This is a genomic window from Undibacterium sp. TC9W, from assembly GCF_049339865.1.
Taxonomy (GTDB): domain Bacteria; phylum Pseudomonadota; class Gammaproteobacteria; order Burkholderiales; family Burkholderiaceae_D; genus Undibacterium.
On record NZ_JBMPPJ010000030.1, the window covers coordinates 1 to 16,634 of the forward strand.

Sequence of the window (16,634 nt, forward strand, 5' to 3'; positions counted from 1 at the left end):
GACCGATTACATTCAACCTTGAATTACGTCAGTCCAATGCAGTTTGAAAGAAATTGGCTAGCCAGTCAGTCCCGGCAGGCAGCATAATGTGCCCGGCTAAGGGATACGTTAGTTAGGGGCAAGCTCATAAAGCCCAACAGGAAACTCAAGGAATATTCCACCTCTCAAGGCTTCAGGCTCTAATCCATCACTGCTCACTTCTTCGGCAGCACCAAAAAACACTCGTCCAGAACTGAACTTCAAATTTACGCATGCATCTGGCGCATCTACAGCATCGATGATAGAGACAGAGTATTTCCCATCATTTCCTAAATTTATAAAAGCCGCGTTGCCCTTATTCACTTCCCGAATTTCAGCACTTGGAATACTCCACCAATCCGCATCTTCTTCAAGGCGATGTTTTAAACATGCCAAGTCAAATACGCACATGGTCGCGGTGTCCGTCACAAATTCAAAAGTATTCATAGAAAGTTCTTCAACTCAGTTTTTTTTGACAGTCCACTAGCCGGGATATATACAAATTCTAGCGCAGTAATCAGTTGACCAAATAATTATCACACCTAACACAAGCCCCCTCCCCCACTATTCCCCCAAACCCATATCCAATATTACCCTCAACCCTCTGAAAAAATACAATTTCCCTCCAAGATAAAACCTCATGCTGACCCCGAAGCCAGCAGTAAAAATACCCGGAGGACGACCATGCAAACCCACATCCGCAATAACAAAATCATTAGAGCAGCACTACTGATCATGAGCCTCATGATCAGCATGACAAGCAATACAGCCCACGCCGCAGAAGCACAAAAAATCTTCTACGTACGCCCAGTCCCCGACAACGATGACCCTTACCTGCAACAAGGCAGCGATGGCATCAAACAGGCAGCGCAGATGTACCAGATGCAGGCAACTACCCTGGCCAGCCAGGCCGACCGTGCAGGCAGACAAAAGCAGCTGGAAAATGCCATCAGGCTGGGGGCAAATATTATTGTGATGATAGGGTATGAATTCAGGGAATTGCTCGATACCATGCCGCGCGCTGCGCCCCATGTGCGTTTCGTGATGCTGGAACAATGCATACCTAATCCACCACCGAATCTGCTTTGCATCAGCTTTCGCGAAAGCGAAGCCAGCTATCTGGCAGGCATGGAAGCGGCACTGGTATCAGCCAGCGGCAAGATAGGTGTCATAGGTGCAGTGAAAACGCCATTGAAACAAAAACCTGTCGATGTCTTCATCGCCGGTGCGAAGTCAATCAGGCCGGATGCTGACCTGAACCATGTTGTCTGGATAGAAGGCAGCCAGCCCTTCAATGACACAGTGCGTGCCGAGATGCTGGCGAAGAGCATGCTGGCTGATGGTGTGGATATGATCTATGCCATTGCTGGCAGCAGCAATAATGGGGTGTTCAAAGCACTTGCTGGCAGCAACAAGGCGCGGGCCATAGGTAGTTATGTCAACCAGTGCCCGAAGACTGCGGGCAAGGTTATCGACAATATGCAGGTGCATGGCGATACGGCCATCAGCCTGGCAGTTGCGGCCATTTTGGGCGGATCAACTGCGACCAGAATTGAATATGGTTTGAAAGAAGGCGCAGTATCTTTGACCGGTATCAGCACCGATGCAGCATATTCCGATTGCGATATCCTGCGCCAGCGGCCTGTGCTGCAAAAACTGCGTGAAGCCAGTCAGGCCATTATCAAGGGCAAGCTGAAAGTTGAATGAGACGTTTATTTTCAACTTTCTCTGGCTTTACTTTAGCCTTTAGTTTTCTCTGACCACAACACACCACCAGTCGCCCAGTTATCACGGCTGATATCTTGCAAAATGATGCTGACGCTTTCGGGCGCTGCGCCCAGTGTCTGACAGGTTGCTTCGGTGAGTGCTTTGACAAAAGCGCGTTTTTGTTCCGGTGTACGGCCTTCAAACATCTGTACCTGAATAGTTGGCATATGGCTTCCTTAGAATAAGTGATTGGTGGTCTGCTGCAAGAACAAATCAGACCATCATCATATGCCAGTCCGCATTTATTTTCAGGTTACGCGCTGATGCACAAGACATCCAGCAGCATACGTTGCCGCCACCGTTCTGTCATCCCCCAGCATCGCCAGTGCAAACAGCAATTCATCGAGGCTCTCAGTATGCCCGGTACGGCGTGCCAGCAAAGGCGTGGCTTGCGGGTCGAGCACGATGAAATCGGCTTCGGCATCCTTGACGAAATTGCCTATCGTGCCTTCAAGCTGCATGCTGCGTGCACCACCCAGCGTCGCCAGGTAAAACATGCGCAATGCTGGCAGGTAAGTGCCACCAAGGCGTGCCATTTTGTAGGCTTCATTCATGGTGCGCAACATAGAGAATGAAGTGCCGCCACCAACATCGGTAGCCAGTGACAGGCTGACTTGCTGGGCGTCGGCACGTTCAAAATTGAACAGGCCGCTGCCGAGGAAGAGATTGGACGTCGGGCACATCGCCACTGCTGATTGCGTTTCTGCCATGCGCGCACGGTCGGCATCATCAAGCCATATGCAATGGCCGTACATGGCACGCGGGCGCAGCATGCCGTACTGGTCATACACATCGAGATAACTGCGTGCCTTGGGATACAGTGATTTGACCCAGGCCACTTCGTCGGTATTTTCTGCGACATGGGTCTGCAGGAAGGTATCGGGATAAGCCTGCGCCAGTTCACCCGCCAGCTGCATTTGTGCGTCGCTGGAGGTAGGTGCAAAGCGCGGTGTTATGGCATATGACTGGCGGCCACGCTTATGCCATTTCTTGATCAGGGTTTCGCTGTCGCGTATGCCTCCCTCGGCAGTATCGCGTAGGAATTCAGGGCAATTCCTGTCCATCAGGACCTTGCCGGCCACCATGCGCAGATTGCGTGCTTCACTCTCGGCAAAAAAAGCTTCGACGGATTCAGGATGGACGGTGCAATACACCATCGCTGTCGTCGTGCCTGAACGCAGCAACTCATCAATGAAAAAATGCGCAACCTGGGCACTGTGGTTGATATCTGCAAACTGGCGTTCAGTCGGGAAGGTATAAGTCTCCAGCCAGGGCAGCAAACCGGGCGCTGGCGAGGCGATCATGTCAGTCTGGGGGTAATGGATGTGGGTGTCGATAAAACCCGGCACAATGAGTTTGCCGCGGTAATCGATGACTTCTGTCCCTTCGGGCAGGCCCGCATGCAATTGCGCATACTCGCCGGCGGCGACGATCTTGCCACCATCAACGATCAACAGGCCATCTTCATGCCAGGCGTAAGCCTGCGCATGAAAAGCCGGGTCTTGCTGGAAATGCAGCACACTGGCGCGGTAGGCTTGCAGCGTGTTTTTACTTGAAATATTGCTCATCGTGGTCTTTCTGAATTCTGTCTTGCAGGCGCAATCAAGCCAGACCACGACTTGTTCATCAAGTCTGCCGGTCTGGCATCACATTCGCATTGATCTGGTGGGTGCTAAGCGCTAACAGCGAGAGTTTAACGCTTAGCCAGCGAGTGACACTCATATAGTGAACTGTAATAGTAAAAAACAGAGTGCCTTCCACTTGCGCGACTATCATGGCTGCGTTGCAAATGCTCGCGATAGTTCACTATCGCTGTGCTTTGCGCCTTGCCCTGATCGCCGGGCAAGCGTCTTTCACTTCCGTTTTTACTATTACAGTCCACTGGCCTGTCTTTCTGTATTTGACTTGGAAACATCAGCACCTATGCGCGCAAGCACGCGGCTGAGTTCTTTTTGCTGGTGAATTTCACGCTCTTCCCAGACCTGCAAAAGCTGAGCAACGACAGAGGCGGCAATCACTGCCGGTTGTTTGCCGTGTATGCCGGGCAAACCTATGGGGCAGACCATGTCATTGAGACGGGTAGCCGGTATGCCACGTTCACGCAGGCGGCGTTCAAACTGCACGCGCTTGGTTTGCGAGCCTATGAGGCCAAACCAGCCCACATCTGGCAGGCGCAGGATATGTTCAGACAGTTTCTGGTCCAGTGCATGGCTATGCGTGAGCACCAGGAAGGATGTACCAGGAGCAGCTTTAGCTATCAAAGCTTCTGGTGTATCAGTCGCTTCTACCGTGACATTGGCTGCTAGTCTGGTCGGAAACATGTCTTCGCGTTCATCGACCCAGGTGATACGGCAAGGCAGGTCAGCCATGGCACGCACGATGGCGGCACCGACATGGCCTGCGCCAAACAGCATCAGGTGGGCACGGTAAGCAAGGCAGGAATCCAGCAGCCAGCGCTGGCCTGCTGCATCAGTCAAGACCTGACAAGGATTGCTGGTATCGATTTGCACTGGCAAACCCGTGGGCCAGGCCGGACCTGTCAAGTGGGTGCCATTGGCATCGCACAGGCTTTGTTCTTGCGCACTGTCCAGCGCCAGCAAGCGCCAGCTATCCTGCCCCAGACGCCAGCGCTGGTTCAGGCAATTCAAGTAGGCCAGGCTGTCAGCCTGCACACGTTCAAAGGCCAGGTGTACGACACCGCCGCAGCATTGACCCAGGCTGGGGCCTAGCGGGAAACGTTCAAAGCGGCGCTGGGCGGCAAGCTGGCTTTCTGACATGGCCAGCATGCTGCGGGCAATTTCTGTTGCCTTCATTTCCAGATGACCGCCACCTATGGTGTCGAATAATTCATCGGCCGTGACCAGCATCTTGGCACCCGGTTCACGCGGGCCAGAACCCAATACCGTAGCAACCGTCACCAATATCTTGGGTGCGGATTGTGTGGCAATTGCATTTAACCATAGCTTCATGATGAGCTCGCCTTTTTAGCTGGCAGCAGCCATGGCTTCTACGCCATTGATGGCCGACAAGATCGCTTCACTGGTCGCCGGTGCATTCAGTGGCGGGTTGTAGCGGTAATCTGCCACGCTGGCGATCGCATCACGTATTGCAAAGAAAACAGAAAACGGCAACAGCAGAGGTGGCTCACCCACAGCCTTGGATCTGTGTATGCTGTCTTGCACATTGCGGTTCTTGTAGAGACAGACGCGGAAGTCTTCAGGACAATCAGAAATCGCCGGTATCTTGTAAGTCGAAGGCGCATGCGTCATCAGCTTGCCGCCCTTGTTCCACCACAATTCTTCTGTCGTCAGCCAGCCCATGCCTTGTATGAAGGCACCTTCTACCTGGCCGATATCGATAGCGGGGTTCAAAGAATTACCGGCATCGTAGAGCGCATCGGCACGCAAGAGTTTCCATTCACCGGTCAGGGTATCGACGATGACTTCGGATACCGAAGCACCGTAAGCATAGTAAGAGAAAGGATTGCCGCTCATGGTCTTGGGGTCCCAGTGCAAACCCGGTGTCGCATAAAAACCGTCAGACCACAATTGCACGCGCGCCAGATAGGCTTTTTGCACCAGGGCTTCAAACGGGATATCCAGGCCATTGACACTGACCAGGCCTGCCGCAAAGCGGATGTCTGCCGGTTCGCCGCCGTAAGTCTTCACTGCAAATTCAGCGAGGCGCTGGCGCAGGGTATGCGCGGCATTTTGCGCGGCCTTGCCGTTCAGGTCAGCCCCAGTCGAAGCGGCAGTGGCCGAGGTATTGGCAACCTTGCTGGTGTCGGTGGCGGTAGCGCGTACCTTATCCAGGTTAAGGCCCAGCTCATGCGCGACGACCTGGCAGACCTTGGTATTGACGCCCTGCCCCATTTCACAACCACCGTGATTGACCAGTACCGAGCCATCGGTATAGATGTGCACCAAAGCACCAGCCTGATTCAGATGAGTGACGTTAAAGGCGATACCAAATTTAACTGGCGTCAGTGCCAGGCCTTTTTTGAGCACAGGGCTGCTGGCATTGAATGCCTTGATATCAGCACGGCGTTGTTGATATTCACTACTGGTTTCGAGTTCTGCCACCAGTTCATGGATGACGTTATCAACAACCTTCTGGCCATACTGGGTAACGTTGCGTCCCTCTTCGTCATTGCGGCCATAGAAATTGATCTTGCGTATCTCCAGCGCATCCTTGTTCAGGTCGCGGGCGATGTTATCGACAATGTATTCAATCGCAATCGCCCCTTGCGGGCCACCAAAGCCACGGAAGGCCGTATTCGACTGGGTATTGGTTTTACCACACATGGCACGGATATCGACATCGCCAAGATAGTAAGTATTATCAAAATGGCAGACGGCGCGGGTTGCCACCGGTGCTGACAAATCGGCAGAGAAACCGGCACGCGAGACCATCTCAACCCTGGCGGCAATGATGCGGCCTTCATCGTCATAACCGACTTCATAATCATAATGGAAGCAATGGCGTTTGCCTGTCACCATCATGTCGTCATCACGATCAGCACGCAGCTTGACTGGGCGTTTCAGGTGGACGGCAGAAATTGCTGCCGCTGCTGCCCACAAGGCAGATTGCGATTCCTTGCCACCAAAGCCACCACCCATACGGCGGCATTCAACCACGATGTTGTGGCTGTGCACACCGAGCGCGTGGGCGACCACATGCTGCATTTCGCTGGGGTGCTGGGTCGAGCACAAGACCAGCATGCCGCGGTCTTCTTTAGGGATGGCGTAAGAAATCTGGCCTTCGAGGTAGAACTGTTCTTGCCCGCCTACATACAATTCACCCTTGACGCGGCGAGGTGAGCGCTCGAATGCGGCCTGCGCATCGCCGCGCTGCAAGCGCATGGGTGGCAAGACAAAGGACTGGGCTTTTTTAGCTTCTTGCGGTGTCAGTATCGCGGGTAATTCTTCATAGACAATCTCGGCCTTGCGCACGGCACGGCGCGCATTGTCATGCGTATCAGCGACGACGATGAAGATGGGCTGGCCTACATATTCAACCAGGCCTTCTGACAGGATGGGGTCATCATGGATGATGGGGCCGCAATCATTGGTGCCGGGAATATCCTTGGCGGTATACACCGCCACGACGCCACGTGCGCTTTTGACTGCATCAAAATTCATGGACACAATATTTGCATGCGCCTTGGACGACAAGCCAAGTGCTGCATGCAAGGTGCCCTGTACTTCGGGGATATCGTCGGTATAACGCGCCTCACCCAGCACATGCAGCACTGCTGATTCATGCGGATGGGATTTGCCTACCTCTGCCCAGTCTGCATTATCTTTGGCAAGGTTTTTGTCGGTCAGGAAAGCGTCAGTTTGGGTATTCATGTTTTCTCCTGAGCTTGATTAAGCAGTGACTGTAGCTGTGGCAAAGACATTGATGGCTTGCAGTTTCAGCGGCGCATCAGTACGTGTCTCCAGCCAGAAACGGCGCAAGAGATTTTGTGCTGTCTGCATGCGGTACGTATTGCTGGCACGCATATCGGTCAGTGGTGTGTAATCCTGTGCCAGCAAGGCCATGGCATTTTTCACTGTCGCTTCATTCCATGGCTGGCCGTTCAAGGCTGCTTCTGCCAGAGGTGCGCGGCGTGAAGTAGCGGCCATGCCACCAAAAGCGATATACGCATCACGCACGATGTCTCCATCCAGGTTAATTGCAAAAGCGGCGCAGACGGCAGAGATGTCCTGGTCATAACGCTTCGCCAATTTATAAGTGCGGAATTGTTGCCCGGCTTTGGGCAGGGGTATGCGCACGGCGGCGACAAATTCGCCGGGCTGCATATCCTTTTTCATATAGTCGAGGTAAAAACTCTCCAGCAATAGCACGCGCTGGCCGCGCACGCTATGCAAAACTATCTCCGCACCCAGAGCGATCATCCACGGTGCCGAATCACCAATCGGTGAACCATTGGCGACACTGCCCCCGAGCGTGCCGGTATTGCGTATAGGTTGCGAAGCAAAGCGCTGCCACATCTCGGTCAGTTCATCCGGGTAATGCTGGCAGACTGCACCATAAGCATCATTCAATGACACGGCTGCACCTATTTCCAGCATGCCATTCACAGTCTTGATATGTTTTAGCTCATCGACTTCACGCACATAAATGATATTGCCCAGGTCACGCATTTGCTTGGTGACCCACAGGCCAACATCGGTAGAACCTGCCAGTATGGTGGCCTTTGGATGGTCTTCACGCACCTGCGCCAGTTGCTGCAAAGTGCGCGGCGCATAAAATGTCTGGTTATCTGCCGTATAGCTGAACATCTCGCCACGCTGCAAACCTTGCAAGCCACTGATGACAGCTGTGCGGTCAAACTCAGCCGCAGGCAATTCACCCATGCGCTTTGCGGCATCAATGATGGGGCGGTAACCTGTGCAACGGCAGAGGTTGCCGGACAGGGTTTCGTCTATCTCTTTGCGGCACGGAGGAACGGAATCCCCTTCTTTTTTCAGGTACAGACTCCACAGGGACATGGCAAACCCCGGCGTGCAAAAGCCGCATTGCGAACCATGGCATTCCACCAGTGCCTGTTGCACAGGATGCAATTCACCATTCTTTTGTTGCAAATCTTCTACCGTAAACACCGCCTTGCCATCCAGGGTGGGCAGGAACTGTATGCAGGAATTAACTGACTGCAATTCCAGCTGACCATGTTTCATTTCACCAACGACGACCGTACATGCCCCGCAATCGCCCTCTGCACAACCCTCCTTGGTGCCGGTGCAATGCAGGTCTTCACGCAGATGCTGCAACAGCGTGCGCGTAGGCGCAGCATTGCTGACTTGCTGGATTTGGCCTTGGTAATAGAAACGTATAGGGTCAGACATGAATGCTCCGGTATGAAATTCTTATGGGGCGAGGTTAGCATCCACGGCGCTGACATCTATATACATAAAATGATGTAGCTTATCTGCGGCTCAAAATATAAAACACCAGACAAACACCCTCGCAGGCTGGAAAGCCTTGTCAGCATTCAGTATAGACAGTACAGCGGAAAACGCAGGCCAGGGTGTAAATGGGGAATATCACGGTTTTTATATACCGGCTTGAGCAAACAATATGCTTTGCTCTGCGCTTAAGTTCCGACGTCTGGCATAGGCCCCAGCCTTACCCGGAGCCAAGGTCAATATCCAGACTATGATCAACCATGAATTAAAAAGCTCAAAAAAGCTACAAATTTATGTATGATTTGCAACTCATTTAATCAGCCGGGCTTGCACATGTACACCTCTACGTTCACTTTCAAGAAAAAACAGTACGACGATGTTTTTTATGCGCTGGATGAACAAATTGCCTCTCTGGCGAAAGCCACGCCCGGTTATCTCGGTGAAGAGACTTGGGAAAATGCGGCTACGGGCCAGATTTCCAATGTGTATTACTGGGACAGCCTGGAAGCCTTGCAGGTCCTGATTGCCAATCCGATACACCAGCAGGCCAAGGCAGCCCAGGCCAACTGGCTGGATGGTTACCAGGTCGTCGTGGCAGAAGTCTTGCGTACCTATGGTGATGGCAAGCTGGAACATCCCTGTGTTTCCGTGCATGCTGGCTAATGAATAAACCCGCCTGCCTGATCTTTGATTGCGATGGCACCTTGGTGGATAGTGAGGGTCTGTGCAACCTGGGCTTGCAGATAGAGTTGCAGCGTTATGGAGTAGAAGAAGATCTCGCTGAACTGACGCAGCGTTTTCGTGGCGGCAAACTGGCAGATATCTGCAAGGCCTTGTCGCTGCAGCATGGCTTGCATCTGGATGAGAATTTTATCCACAGCTACCGGCGCACGGTGGATAAGCTGTTCGACGAATCCCTGCAGGCTTTTCCTGGTGTCATCGAAGTTTTGCAGCAACTGGATTTACCCATTTGCATTGCATCCGCCGGGCCACAGCAAAAAATCAGGAGAGCATTAGGTCTGACCGGATTGAGCAAGTTTTTTGGTGAACACATTTTCAGCTCATATGACATTTCTTCATGGAAGCCAGAGCCAGATTTGTTTTTACACGTTGCCAGGCAAATGGGTGTTGCACCAGCAGACTGTATCGTGATTGAAGACAGCGAGGTGGGCATACAGGCTGCCATCGCGGCAGGCATGCAAGCCTGCTGGTTTGGCGATGCGGGACAAGTGGCGACTTATCCACAGGTGCCACGATTTTCCAACATGAATGAGTTACCATTCTTATTGTCGAATCTGCAAACCTACCTCTGAAAGCTGCAAATATGAAAACCGGTCTCAGCATAGTTCTGGTTGTCGCGTTATTGAGCAATGCACCAATGGGCAAGGCAAGCAGCCAGGATGAACAGGCATTGATGGCTGGCGTGCAGGGTTTTTATGGCTGGGTGCTGAAAAATGGCAAGCAGGTTTCAGCCCTGCAACCACAAATCAAGGATATTGCGGGCAGCAAAAATTTCCAGCTTGATACCAAAAACCTCAAGGCTTTCAGTGGCAAGTTCATGGCTTCCGGCTATTTTGCACCAGACTTTCCGGCAGCGCTGGAACGTTACTATGGCAAGTACCAGCAGCAATTCAAGGCTTATACCGATGCCGAGTTTGCCCAGATGGCCAAGGATGGCCGTGGGCCGCTGATGGAAACAGAAGACATGGACATCTTCTTTTGTGCCCAGGAATATGAGTACAAGACGTCTTTCATCAAGAAAATCAAGGCCAAGACCATCAAGATCGATGGTGACAAAGCCAGTGTTACAGTGGTCTCGCCTTATCAGTGGGAAGAAGAATTCAAGTTCGTCAAAGTCGATCAGCGCTGGTTGATTGCTGGCTATTGCGTGTTCCAGTAAGCCAATAAGCCAGTAAGGCACCCGCATGAGTCTGTGGCCTATGGCTGGGGTCTTCTTGTGCATGCTATATTATGTTTTCTTGCAACTACCTGAACAGGGCTTATGAGCGGTCCTACCACCGTTTTGACCAGAGCCGATGCGATGCGGGTTTTGCTGTCGGCAGCAGGCATACGTGCTGCCATGGCTGTCAAGCAGGCGCATCAGGATGCCGGGCTCTTGCGCACGCAACAGAATGAGCAGCAAGCCATTCTGCAAGAACGCCTGCGTGCTGCAACTGGCTTGAGTCAACAGGCTTTGCAGCAGCAATTGCAAACGACAGAGCAAGACTATGCCGATTTATTGCTATTGGCTGAAAAAATAGGCTGCAGTGATCAAGTACAGGCTATTCGTCCGCCGTCTCCACCAGGAGTGGATGAGCAGGAAATCATTACTTACCTGCGTCACTTGCAGGCACTGGTGTATGAGCTCAGACCTGTGCTTTTGCAAGAGTCTGCCAGACGGGCCGATGCCCTCTTTGATCAGACAGATTTTGATGTAGCAACGGCCAGCAGTGCAACTCTGCCGCAAGACCGGCTGGCGCGCCTGCTGAAACGCGTTTCCCACCTGCCACAATTACCAGAAGATATCGCAGGGCTGGCAAGAGAGCTGGAAATATCCCTGCCCGGCGAGCGGGCTGATCTGCTTGCCAGCGATTTGCGCCTGCACATCCAGAACCTGCTGGAAGCCGAGAAAAAACGCCAGGTAGATGAAGCCCAGGCCCTGATACTAGAGCAGACTTTGAAAGACCTTGGTTACCAGGTCGAAGAAATATCCCATACCCTGTTTGTAGAAGGTGGCATAGTTCATTTTCGCCGCAACAGCTGGGACAAGTACATGGTGCGCATGCGCATGGATGCCAAGACTGGACAAGCCAATTTCAATGTCATCCGTGCCGTCAAACAGGGTGAAAATGAACGCAGCGTGCTTGACCATCTGGCAGAAGACCGATGGTGCAGTGAGTTCCCGACTCTGATGGCAGCACTGGAAGCGCGTGGCATACACGTGCAGGTGACACGGCTATTGCAGGCAGGTGAACTGCCAGTGCAACTGGTCGTGGAAGACAAACTGCCGCGATTTGCAGAAGAAGAGCAAATCGAAAGCCACACACAACAACGTAGCAATAAATTGCCATGAATGTACCTGACATACGCTGGCTGCAAGACTTGCAGCGCCTGCTGCCTATACGATCTCAATATGTAGTTTCTGGCAGCATACGCGACAGTTTTCTATTGCAGCTTGATGCTGCTTCTGGCAGTGCCACCCTGGTACCTTTCAACCGTGCCTTGTGGGAGTTTTTAAAAAACCAGGACTACAGCCTTTTACTTGCGTATGACCCGGTTGATGGCTTGCGCGTCTATCCTGACGAAGCAGCGCAGCGTGATCTGGCCGCCCGCCTGTTCGATGTGAAGCTGGCAGATGGTTGTCAGCAAATGAGCCTCGAAAGCCTGAGCAAGCTGATGAAAAAAATCAGTGCTGAACGCGAAGTACGTTGCGCTCTGGCGCTGGACTTTGCCTCACGCATCAGCCGCAAACCTGAGCAGTTGAATGAGGCTGAACACCGCTTCTTTGTCGCCGCAGAAAAAATCTCGCTGAATGCCTCTGCCATAGTCCCGCGTCAGAATGGTGGACCACCGCTATACAATCCCATACTGTGGCTGGTGAACCGGGCGCAGGATTTACCATCCTGGTTCACGCTTGATAGCGAGCGGATTGCGACCCTGCATATCGGCAAACCCGACTTTGAAATGCGCCAGGCTGCGGCACAACAACTGGCACCCTTGTTTGCCGGGTTTGCTGATGCGAAAGCCAATGTCCGCACCCAATTCGTCAAAGCTTTTACTGAAGGAACGGATGGCATGTCCCTGTCTGCCCTGGCAGATATCACCGAACTGGCGGACCGGCAAAAACTCGCTATCAGTGATATAGATGATGCAGTACGCTGCTATAAAGTTGGGGTGCTGGATAATCCCTGGCGCAAGGAATACCTGCGCGACAAGATACGCGATGCTGAAAATTTTATCGAAGACCGTGTCAAGGGCCAACGCCCTGCGGTCATCAAGACCCTCGATATTCTGAAGCGTTCAGTCATGAGTTTAACTGGGGCGCAGACACGCTCGGTCGGTAGCCGGCCACGCGGGGTGCTGTTTTTTGCTGGCCCTACCGGTGTCGGTAAGACCGAACTGGCCAAGACCCTGACAAAACTGGTGTTTGGCGATGAAGCGGCTTATTCACGTTTTGACATGAGTGAATTTGCAGAAGAGCATACCAGCGCCAGGTTGCTCGGTGCCCAGCTGGGTTTCGTCGATTCTGAAGCTGGTGGCGAACTCACCAACGCCGTCAGGCAAAAACCTTTTTCTGTCGTGCTGTTTGATGAAATTGAAAAAGCCCATCCGCGCATACTCGATAAATTCTTGCAAATACTGGAAGATGGCCGCCTGACCGATGGCCGTGGTGACACTGCGTATTTTTCTGAAACCATTTTGATCTTCACTTCCAACCTCGGTATCTATGTAGAAGACAGCCATGGGCAACGTCATGAAAATGTCAAACCAGGTGACAGCTATGAAACCGTGGAATTCAAGGTGCGTGCAGCCATAGGTAATTATTTCAAATTCAATTTATCACGGCCAGAATTATTGAACCGCATCGGTGACAATATCGTGGTTTTTGATTTTATTTCTGCTGAAGTCGCCGCCAAGATTTTTGATGGCATGCTACGCAATGTGGCACGCCGTTTGCAGGAAGAACTCAAGCTGCAACTGGCCATGCCAGCGGCAGTGCGCGATGAATTGCTGGCACGTTGCATACGTGACCTCAGTAATGGTGGCCGTGGCATAGGCAACCAGCTCGAATCGAATTTCATCAACCCTCTGTCGCGCGCTCTGTTTGAGCAAGAGCTGGAAGGCAAGCAACGTCTCACCGTAACGGCAATTACCGAAACCGATAAAGTCATCAGCCTGAGCCTGCAATTAGCATGAAGATAGCGATCAATAAAGCGCATTTCCCGGTCACTGTACTCGGGCCGGGGAGGCGCATAGGTATATGGGTACAGGGTTGCAGCATAGCTTGCAAGGGCTGTGTCTCGCAAGATACCTGGGCCAGGGATGGCAGCAAGGAAATGACAGTGGCGGGTTTAGTGAGCTGGTGCCGCGAAGTCAGCGCCGGGGAATTTGATGGCATCACCATTTCAGGTGGTGAACCATTCGAGCAACCCAAGGCACTGCATGCCCTGCTCGATGGTTTGCATTACTGGCGCAATAGTGCAGGTATGGATTTCGACATCCTTTGCTATAGCGGTTATCCACTCGCAACTCTGCAAAAAAAGCATGCAGGTTTGCTGCAAAAACTTGATGCCCTGATCCCCGAACCTTTTATCGCCAGCAAGCCCTTGACCCAGGCCTGGCGCGGCTCAGCCAATCAACCGCTGGTACTCCTGTCAGACCGCGCCAGGACGCGTATGCAGGCTTATGTTGATGCTCCTATAGATGAACAGGACAAGCGCATACAAACCATGATAGACGGCCAGCGTGTCTGGTATGTAGGCATACCGGCGCGTGGTGACATGCAGGCACTCGAGCAATTATGTGCCAGTCGTGGTCTGAGCTTTGATAGCGTCAGCTGGAGACCCTGAGTGAGTCAGATTTACATACGCCGCTGCCCCGCCTGTGAAACCGACAACGCGCCAGAAGTCATGCGTTGTGTTTGCGGCACCTTGCTGTCCGGTGTGGACTTGATGGAAAAGCGCGAACAGACAGAACCATCCAATGAGATAACGCAGCCAGCAAGCACGGTCACAGCAACAGAATTAATTTGCAGTTATGAGGATTGCGAACAAAGTAATCCGCCAGGTAGTGAACTATGTGTGTATTGCAATCGCCCACTGAGCAAGGAACCAACAACTCAAGATGGCAGCCAGATTCATAGCCTGTTATCGTTGCCGCAAGCCCTGCGTGATCGCTACAAAATACTACATCACCTGCCAACCCTGGGAGCAGAGGCCGAACTGTTACTGGTAGAGGAAAATACCTCTGCTATACAACGTGTCGCCAAGATTTATCGACATGGCATACATGGCAAATCTGAAGTCAGTGAAAGGCTGCAAGCGGTACCAGCCGAGCACCGCGTCGTCGTGCTGGAAGCTGGTGTGTCTGACGGCCATGCCTATGAGCTCATGGAATACTGTGAGCTTGGCTCATTAAAAAAAGTCGTACAAGATAAGCGGCCAGATCCTGCCATGCTGGAAAGCATAGTACGTGAACTGGTAACGGCCATCGCCAGTGTGCATAAAGCCGGACTTATCCACCGCGACCTGAAGCCCGAGAATATTCTGGTGCGCACACTGCAGCCACTGGATTTGATACTCACTGATTTTGGCATTTCATCTGTGCTGGATGCCACGCAAAGGCTGACTGGCACAGCGCGCACCTTGCCGTATGCCTCACCGGAAAGCCTGTCTGGCGTCATCGATGCCAAGGCAGATTATTGGGCGCTGGGCATGATCATGCTGGAACTGACTTTGGGCCAGCATCCATTTGCCGGTTTGTCAGAAGCGGTCATCCTGCACCACCTGACCACGCGCGAGCTGGAACTCAATGCCGTGCCGGATGCCTATATGCGCAAACTGCTGCGTGGCCTGCTCTTGCGGGATCCTAAAAAACGCTGGTGTGAGGAACAGATCATGCGCTGGCTGGCGCGCGATGCCAGCTTGCCAGATGCCGTTGAAACCATGGCCATGGGCGGTTTTCGCGAGCCCTATCATATAGGTCAATATCTGTGCCACACCCGCGAACAACTGGCAGTGGCACTGGCCCGCAACTGGGATGATGGCGTCAGGGATATCTCGAATGCGCAATTGCTGGCCTGGTTTCGCGATGTACAAAAAGATCAGAATGCGGTGCGGGTCTTGCTCGATATGCGCCAGGATAAAAAGCTCTCGGTCGATGTACAGCTATTGCGACTGATATTGCATCTGGCACCCGGCATACCACCGGTATGGCGTGGCGAAACCATAGAATTGCCTGCCATACTTGGCTATGCCAACCGATCATTAAAAGATGATGAAGCCGCCAGCAACTGGCTGAAGCAGTTGTACAACTATGGCGTGCTGGAAGCCTATGCCGATGCGGGCAACAAAGAGGTCGCCAGCATAGTGCAAAAATGGCAGGCTTGTTGCAAACAAATCGAGCAGGCCTGGCAAGAAGCTTTTGGCCTGGTGAAGGACTATGCCAGCAAGCAGTTGCCGGGAGAACACAGCAATATCGACAAACTCATGTACGGCCTTGAGACAGATGGCAGCGCACCGCTGCATAGATTGCATGCACGGGTGCTGGCGCTGGTCTATGATGAACGCTGGCCTGAGCGCCTGCGCAAGCGCCTGCAGGTCGCCTATGCCGGCCTGCGAGCTTATTGCCCCTGGTTATCTGCATTGGGTGAGATAGAAAAAATGCCGGTCGCCTCGCTGCTGGTGCTTGAAGCCCTGTTGCCGGAGGCGCAAAAAGCAGTTGAACGCCAGCAAAAAGCCGATGCCTGGCAGCGTAGCACAGAGCAGGATGCCGCCGCAGCAATAAAGCAGGAAGTCTTGCAAAGTATCAAAAGCTTGCGCACGGCTGCCACTGACAGTCTCTTGCCTGACAGCGCAGTAGAAGACTTGCAAAAGGCACTGGAAGAGTATTATGTATTGCTGGAAAAACTGCGCGCCTCAGCCAGCACGGAAGCAGCGTGGCAGGAAGCAAAGAAGAGTGCATCGCGGGTAGAACATATTGCCGCAGGAATATCCCGCGAGCTCAATCAACTGCTGGCAAGACGCACAGAAAACCAGGGCTGGGCGGGGCAGGAAATGCAGGTTTTTCTGGCCATTGCCATCATCGTGATACTTATCTTTTTCAGAAAGAGTAATTTTTACTGGATATTGCTGCTGGTCTCAGGCTTTGCCGCCTGGCGCTTCTTGCCTAATTTTTTGAGCATGCGCAAAATCCGCGAGTTGGGTGAGCAACTATAAA

The 16,634-nt window shown here is 52.7% G+C and carries 14 protein-coding genes; 8 read left to right on the forward strand and 6 right to left on the reverse strand.

What is annotated here, in order from left to right; all coding sequences use genetic code 11:
- Positions 1 to 108: 108 nt before the first annotated feature.
- The gene (locus ACO0LN_RS26940; protein ID WP_422979266.1) at positions 109 to 465 is read right to left on the reverse strand and encodes a DUF6386 family protein; all 357 of its coding nucleotides are present in this window, start codon (positions 463 to 465) and stop codon (positions 109 to 111) included.
- A 237-nt stretch (positions 466 to 702) separates the two neighbouring features.
- Here ACO0LN_RS26940 and ACO0LN_RS26945 point away from each other — a divergent pair, with 237 nt between their 5' ends.
- Positions 703 to 1,725, forward strand: a complete 1,023-nt coding sequence (locus ACO0LN_RS26945; RefSeq protein ID WP_422979268.1) for a BMP family ABC transporter substrate-binding protein — start codon at positions 703 to 705, stop codon at positions 1,723 to 1,725.
- 32 nt (positions 1,726 to 1,757) lie between these two features.
- Here the strand turns inward: ACO0LN_RS26945 and ACO0LN_RS26950 are convergent, their stop codons facing one another.
- The 5 genes from ACO0LN_RS26950 to xdhA all read right to left on the reverse strand — a co-directional run bounded on the left by ACO0LN_RS26950 (position 1,758) and on the right by xdhA (position 8,636).
- On the reverse strand, positions 1,758 to 1,952 hold the full coding sequence (locus ACO0LN_RS26950; RefSeq protein WP_422979270.1) for a 4-oxalocrotonate tautomerase: 195 nt from the start codon (positions 1,950 to 1,952) through the stop codon (positions 1,758 to 1,760).
- A gap of 81 nt (positions 1,953 to 2,033) precedes the next feature.
- Positions 2,034 to 3,353 (reverse strand): guanine deaminase, encoded by a 1,320-nt coding sequence (gene guaD, locus ACO0LN_RS26955; RefSeq protein WP_422979272.1) that lies wholly within the window; start codon positions 3,351 to 3,353, stop codon positions 2,034 to 2,036.
- Positions 3,354 to 3,656: 303 nt separating this feature from the next.
- The gene (gene xdhC / locus ACO0LN_RS26960) at positions 3,657 to 4,754 is read right to left on the reverse strand and encodes a xanthine dehydrogenase accessory protein XdhC (RefSeq protein WP_422979274.1); all 1,098 of its coding nucleotides are present in this window, start codon (positions 4,752 to 4,754) and stop codon (positions 3,657 to 3,659) included.
- A 15-nt stretch (positions 4,755 to 4,769) separates the two neighbouring features.
- The gene (xdhB, locus tag ACO0LN_RS26965) at positions 4,770 to 7,136 is read right to left on the reverse strand and encodes a xanthine dehydrogenase molybdopterin binding subunit (RefSeq protein WP_422979276.1); all 2,367 of its coding nucleotides are present in this window, start codon (positions 7,134 to 7,136) and stop codon (positions 4,770 to 4,772) included.
- Positions 7,137 to 7,154: 18 nt separating this feature from the next.
- On the reverse strand, positions 7,155 to 8,636 hold the full coding sequence (xdhA, locus tag ACO0LN_RS26970) for a xanthine dehydrogenase small subunit (protein WP_422979278.1): 1,482 nt from the start codon (positions 8,634 to 8,636) through the stop codon (positions 7,155 to 7,157).
- A 393-nt stretch (positions 8,637 to 9,029) separates the two neighbouring features.
- Between xdhA and ACO0LN_RS26975 the strand changes: the two genes are divergently transcribed.
- The 7 genes from ACO0LN_RS26975 (at position 9,030) to ACO0LN_RS27005 (ending at position 16,633) form a co-directional block, all read left to right on the forward strand.
- Complete coding sequence (locus ACO0LN_RS26975) at positions 9,030 to 9,359, forward strand: antibiotic biosynthesis monooxygenase family protein (protein ID WP_422979279.1); 330 nt, start codon at positions 9,030 to 9,032, stop codon at positions 9,357 to 9,359.
- Complete coding sequence (locus ACO0LN_RS26980; protein WP_422979281.1) at positions 9,359 to 10,009, forward strand: HAD-IA family hydrolase; 651 nt, start codon at positions 9,359 to 9,361, stop codon at positions 10,007 to 10,009. Before ACO0LN_RS26975 ends, ACO0LN_RS26980 begins: the two co-directional genes overlap by 1 nt.
- An 11-nt stretch (positions 10,010 to 10,020) precedes the next feature.
- A complete protein-coding gene (locus tag ACO0LN_RS26985; protein WP_422979283.1) occupies positions 10,021 to 10,596 on the forward strand; it encodes a hypothetical protein in 576 nt (191 codons plus the stop codon).
- Between the two features lie 102 nt (positions 10,597 to 10,698).
- On the forward strand, positions 10,699 to 11,769 hold the full coding sequence (locus ACO0LN_RS26990; protein ID WP_422979285.1) for a hypothetical protein: 1,071 nt from the start codon (positions 10,699 to 10,701) through the stop codon (positions 11,767 to 11,769).
- Positions 11,766 to 13,613, forward strand: coding sequence for an AAA family ATPase (locus ACO0LN_RS26995; RefSeq protein WP_422979287.1), 1,848 nt, complete (start codon positions 11,766 to 11,768; stop codon positions 13,611 to 13,613). Before ACO0LN_RS26990 ends, ACO0LN_RS26995 begins: the two co-directional genes overlap by 4 nt.
- Complete coding sequence (locus ACO0LN_RS27000) at positions 13,610 to 14,266, forward strand: 4Fe-4S single cluster domain-containing protein (protein WP_422979289.1); 657 nt, start codon at positions 13,610 to 13,612, stop codon at positions 14,264 to 14,266. The genes ACO0LN_RS26995 and ACO0LN_RS27000 overlap by 4 nt, the downstream gene beginning before the upstream one ends.
- A complete protein-coding gene (locus tag ACO0LN_RS27005) occupies positions 14,267 to 16,633 on the forward strand; it encodes a protein kinase domain-containing protein (RefSeq protein ID WP_422979291.1) in 2,367 nt (788 codons plus the stop codon).
- Position 16,634 lies beyond the last annotated feature (1 nt).

Coding starts and splice junctions, on each gene's coding strand:
- ACO0LN_RS26985 (WP_422979283.1), top strand. CDS start 10,021: ATGAAAACCGGTCTCAGCATAGTTCTGGTTGTCGCGTTATTGAGCAAT.
- ACO0LN_RS26975 (WP_422979279.1), top strand. CDS start 9,030: ATGTACACCTCTACGTTCACTTTCAAGAAAAAACAGTACGACGATGTT.
- guaD (WP_422979272.1), bottom strand. CDS start 3,353: ATGAGCAATATTTCAAGTAAAAACACGCTGCAAGCCTACCGCGCCAGT.
- ACO0LN_RS26940 (WP_422979266.1), bottom strand. CDS start 465: ATGAATACTTTTGAATTTGTGACGGACACCGCGACCATGTGCGTATTT.
- ACO0LN_RS26995 (WP_422979287.1), top strand. CDS start 11,766: ATGAATGTACCTGACATACGCTGGCTGCAAGACTTGCAGCGCCTGCTG.
- xdhC (WP_422979274.1), bottom strand. CDS start 4,754: ATGAAGCTATGGTTAAATGCAATTGCCACACAATCCGCACCCAAGATA.
- ACO0LN_RS26990 (WP_422979285.1), top strand. CDS start 10,699: ATGAGCGGTCCTACCACCGTTTTGACCAGAGCCGATGCGATGCGGGTT.
- xdhB (WP_422979276.1), bottom strand. CDS start 7,136: ATGAATACCCAAACTGACGCTTTCCTGACCGACAAAAACCTTGCCAAA.
- ACO0LN_RS26945 (WP_422979268.1), top strand. CDS start 703: ATGCAAACCCACATCCGCAATAACAAAATCATTAGAGCAGCACTACTG.
- ACO0LN_RS27000 (WP_422979289.1), top strand. CDS start 13,610: ATGAAGATAGCGATCAATAAAGCGCATTTCCCGGTCACTGTACTCGGG.
- xdhA (WP_422979278.1), bottom strand. CDS start 8,636: ATGTCTGACCCTATACGTTTCTATTACCAAGGCCAAATCCAGCAAGTC.
- ACO0LN_RS26980 (WP_422979281.1), top strand. CDS start 9,359: ATGAATAAACCCGCCTGCCTGATCTTTGATTGCGATGGCACCTTGGTG.
- ACO0LN_RS26950 (WP_422979270.1), bottom strand. CDS start 1,952: ATGCCAACTATTCAGGTACAGATGTTTGAAGGCCGTACACCGGAACAA.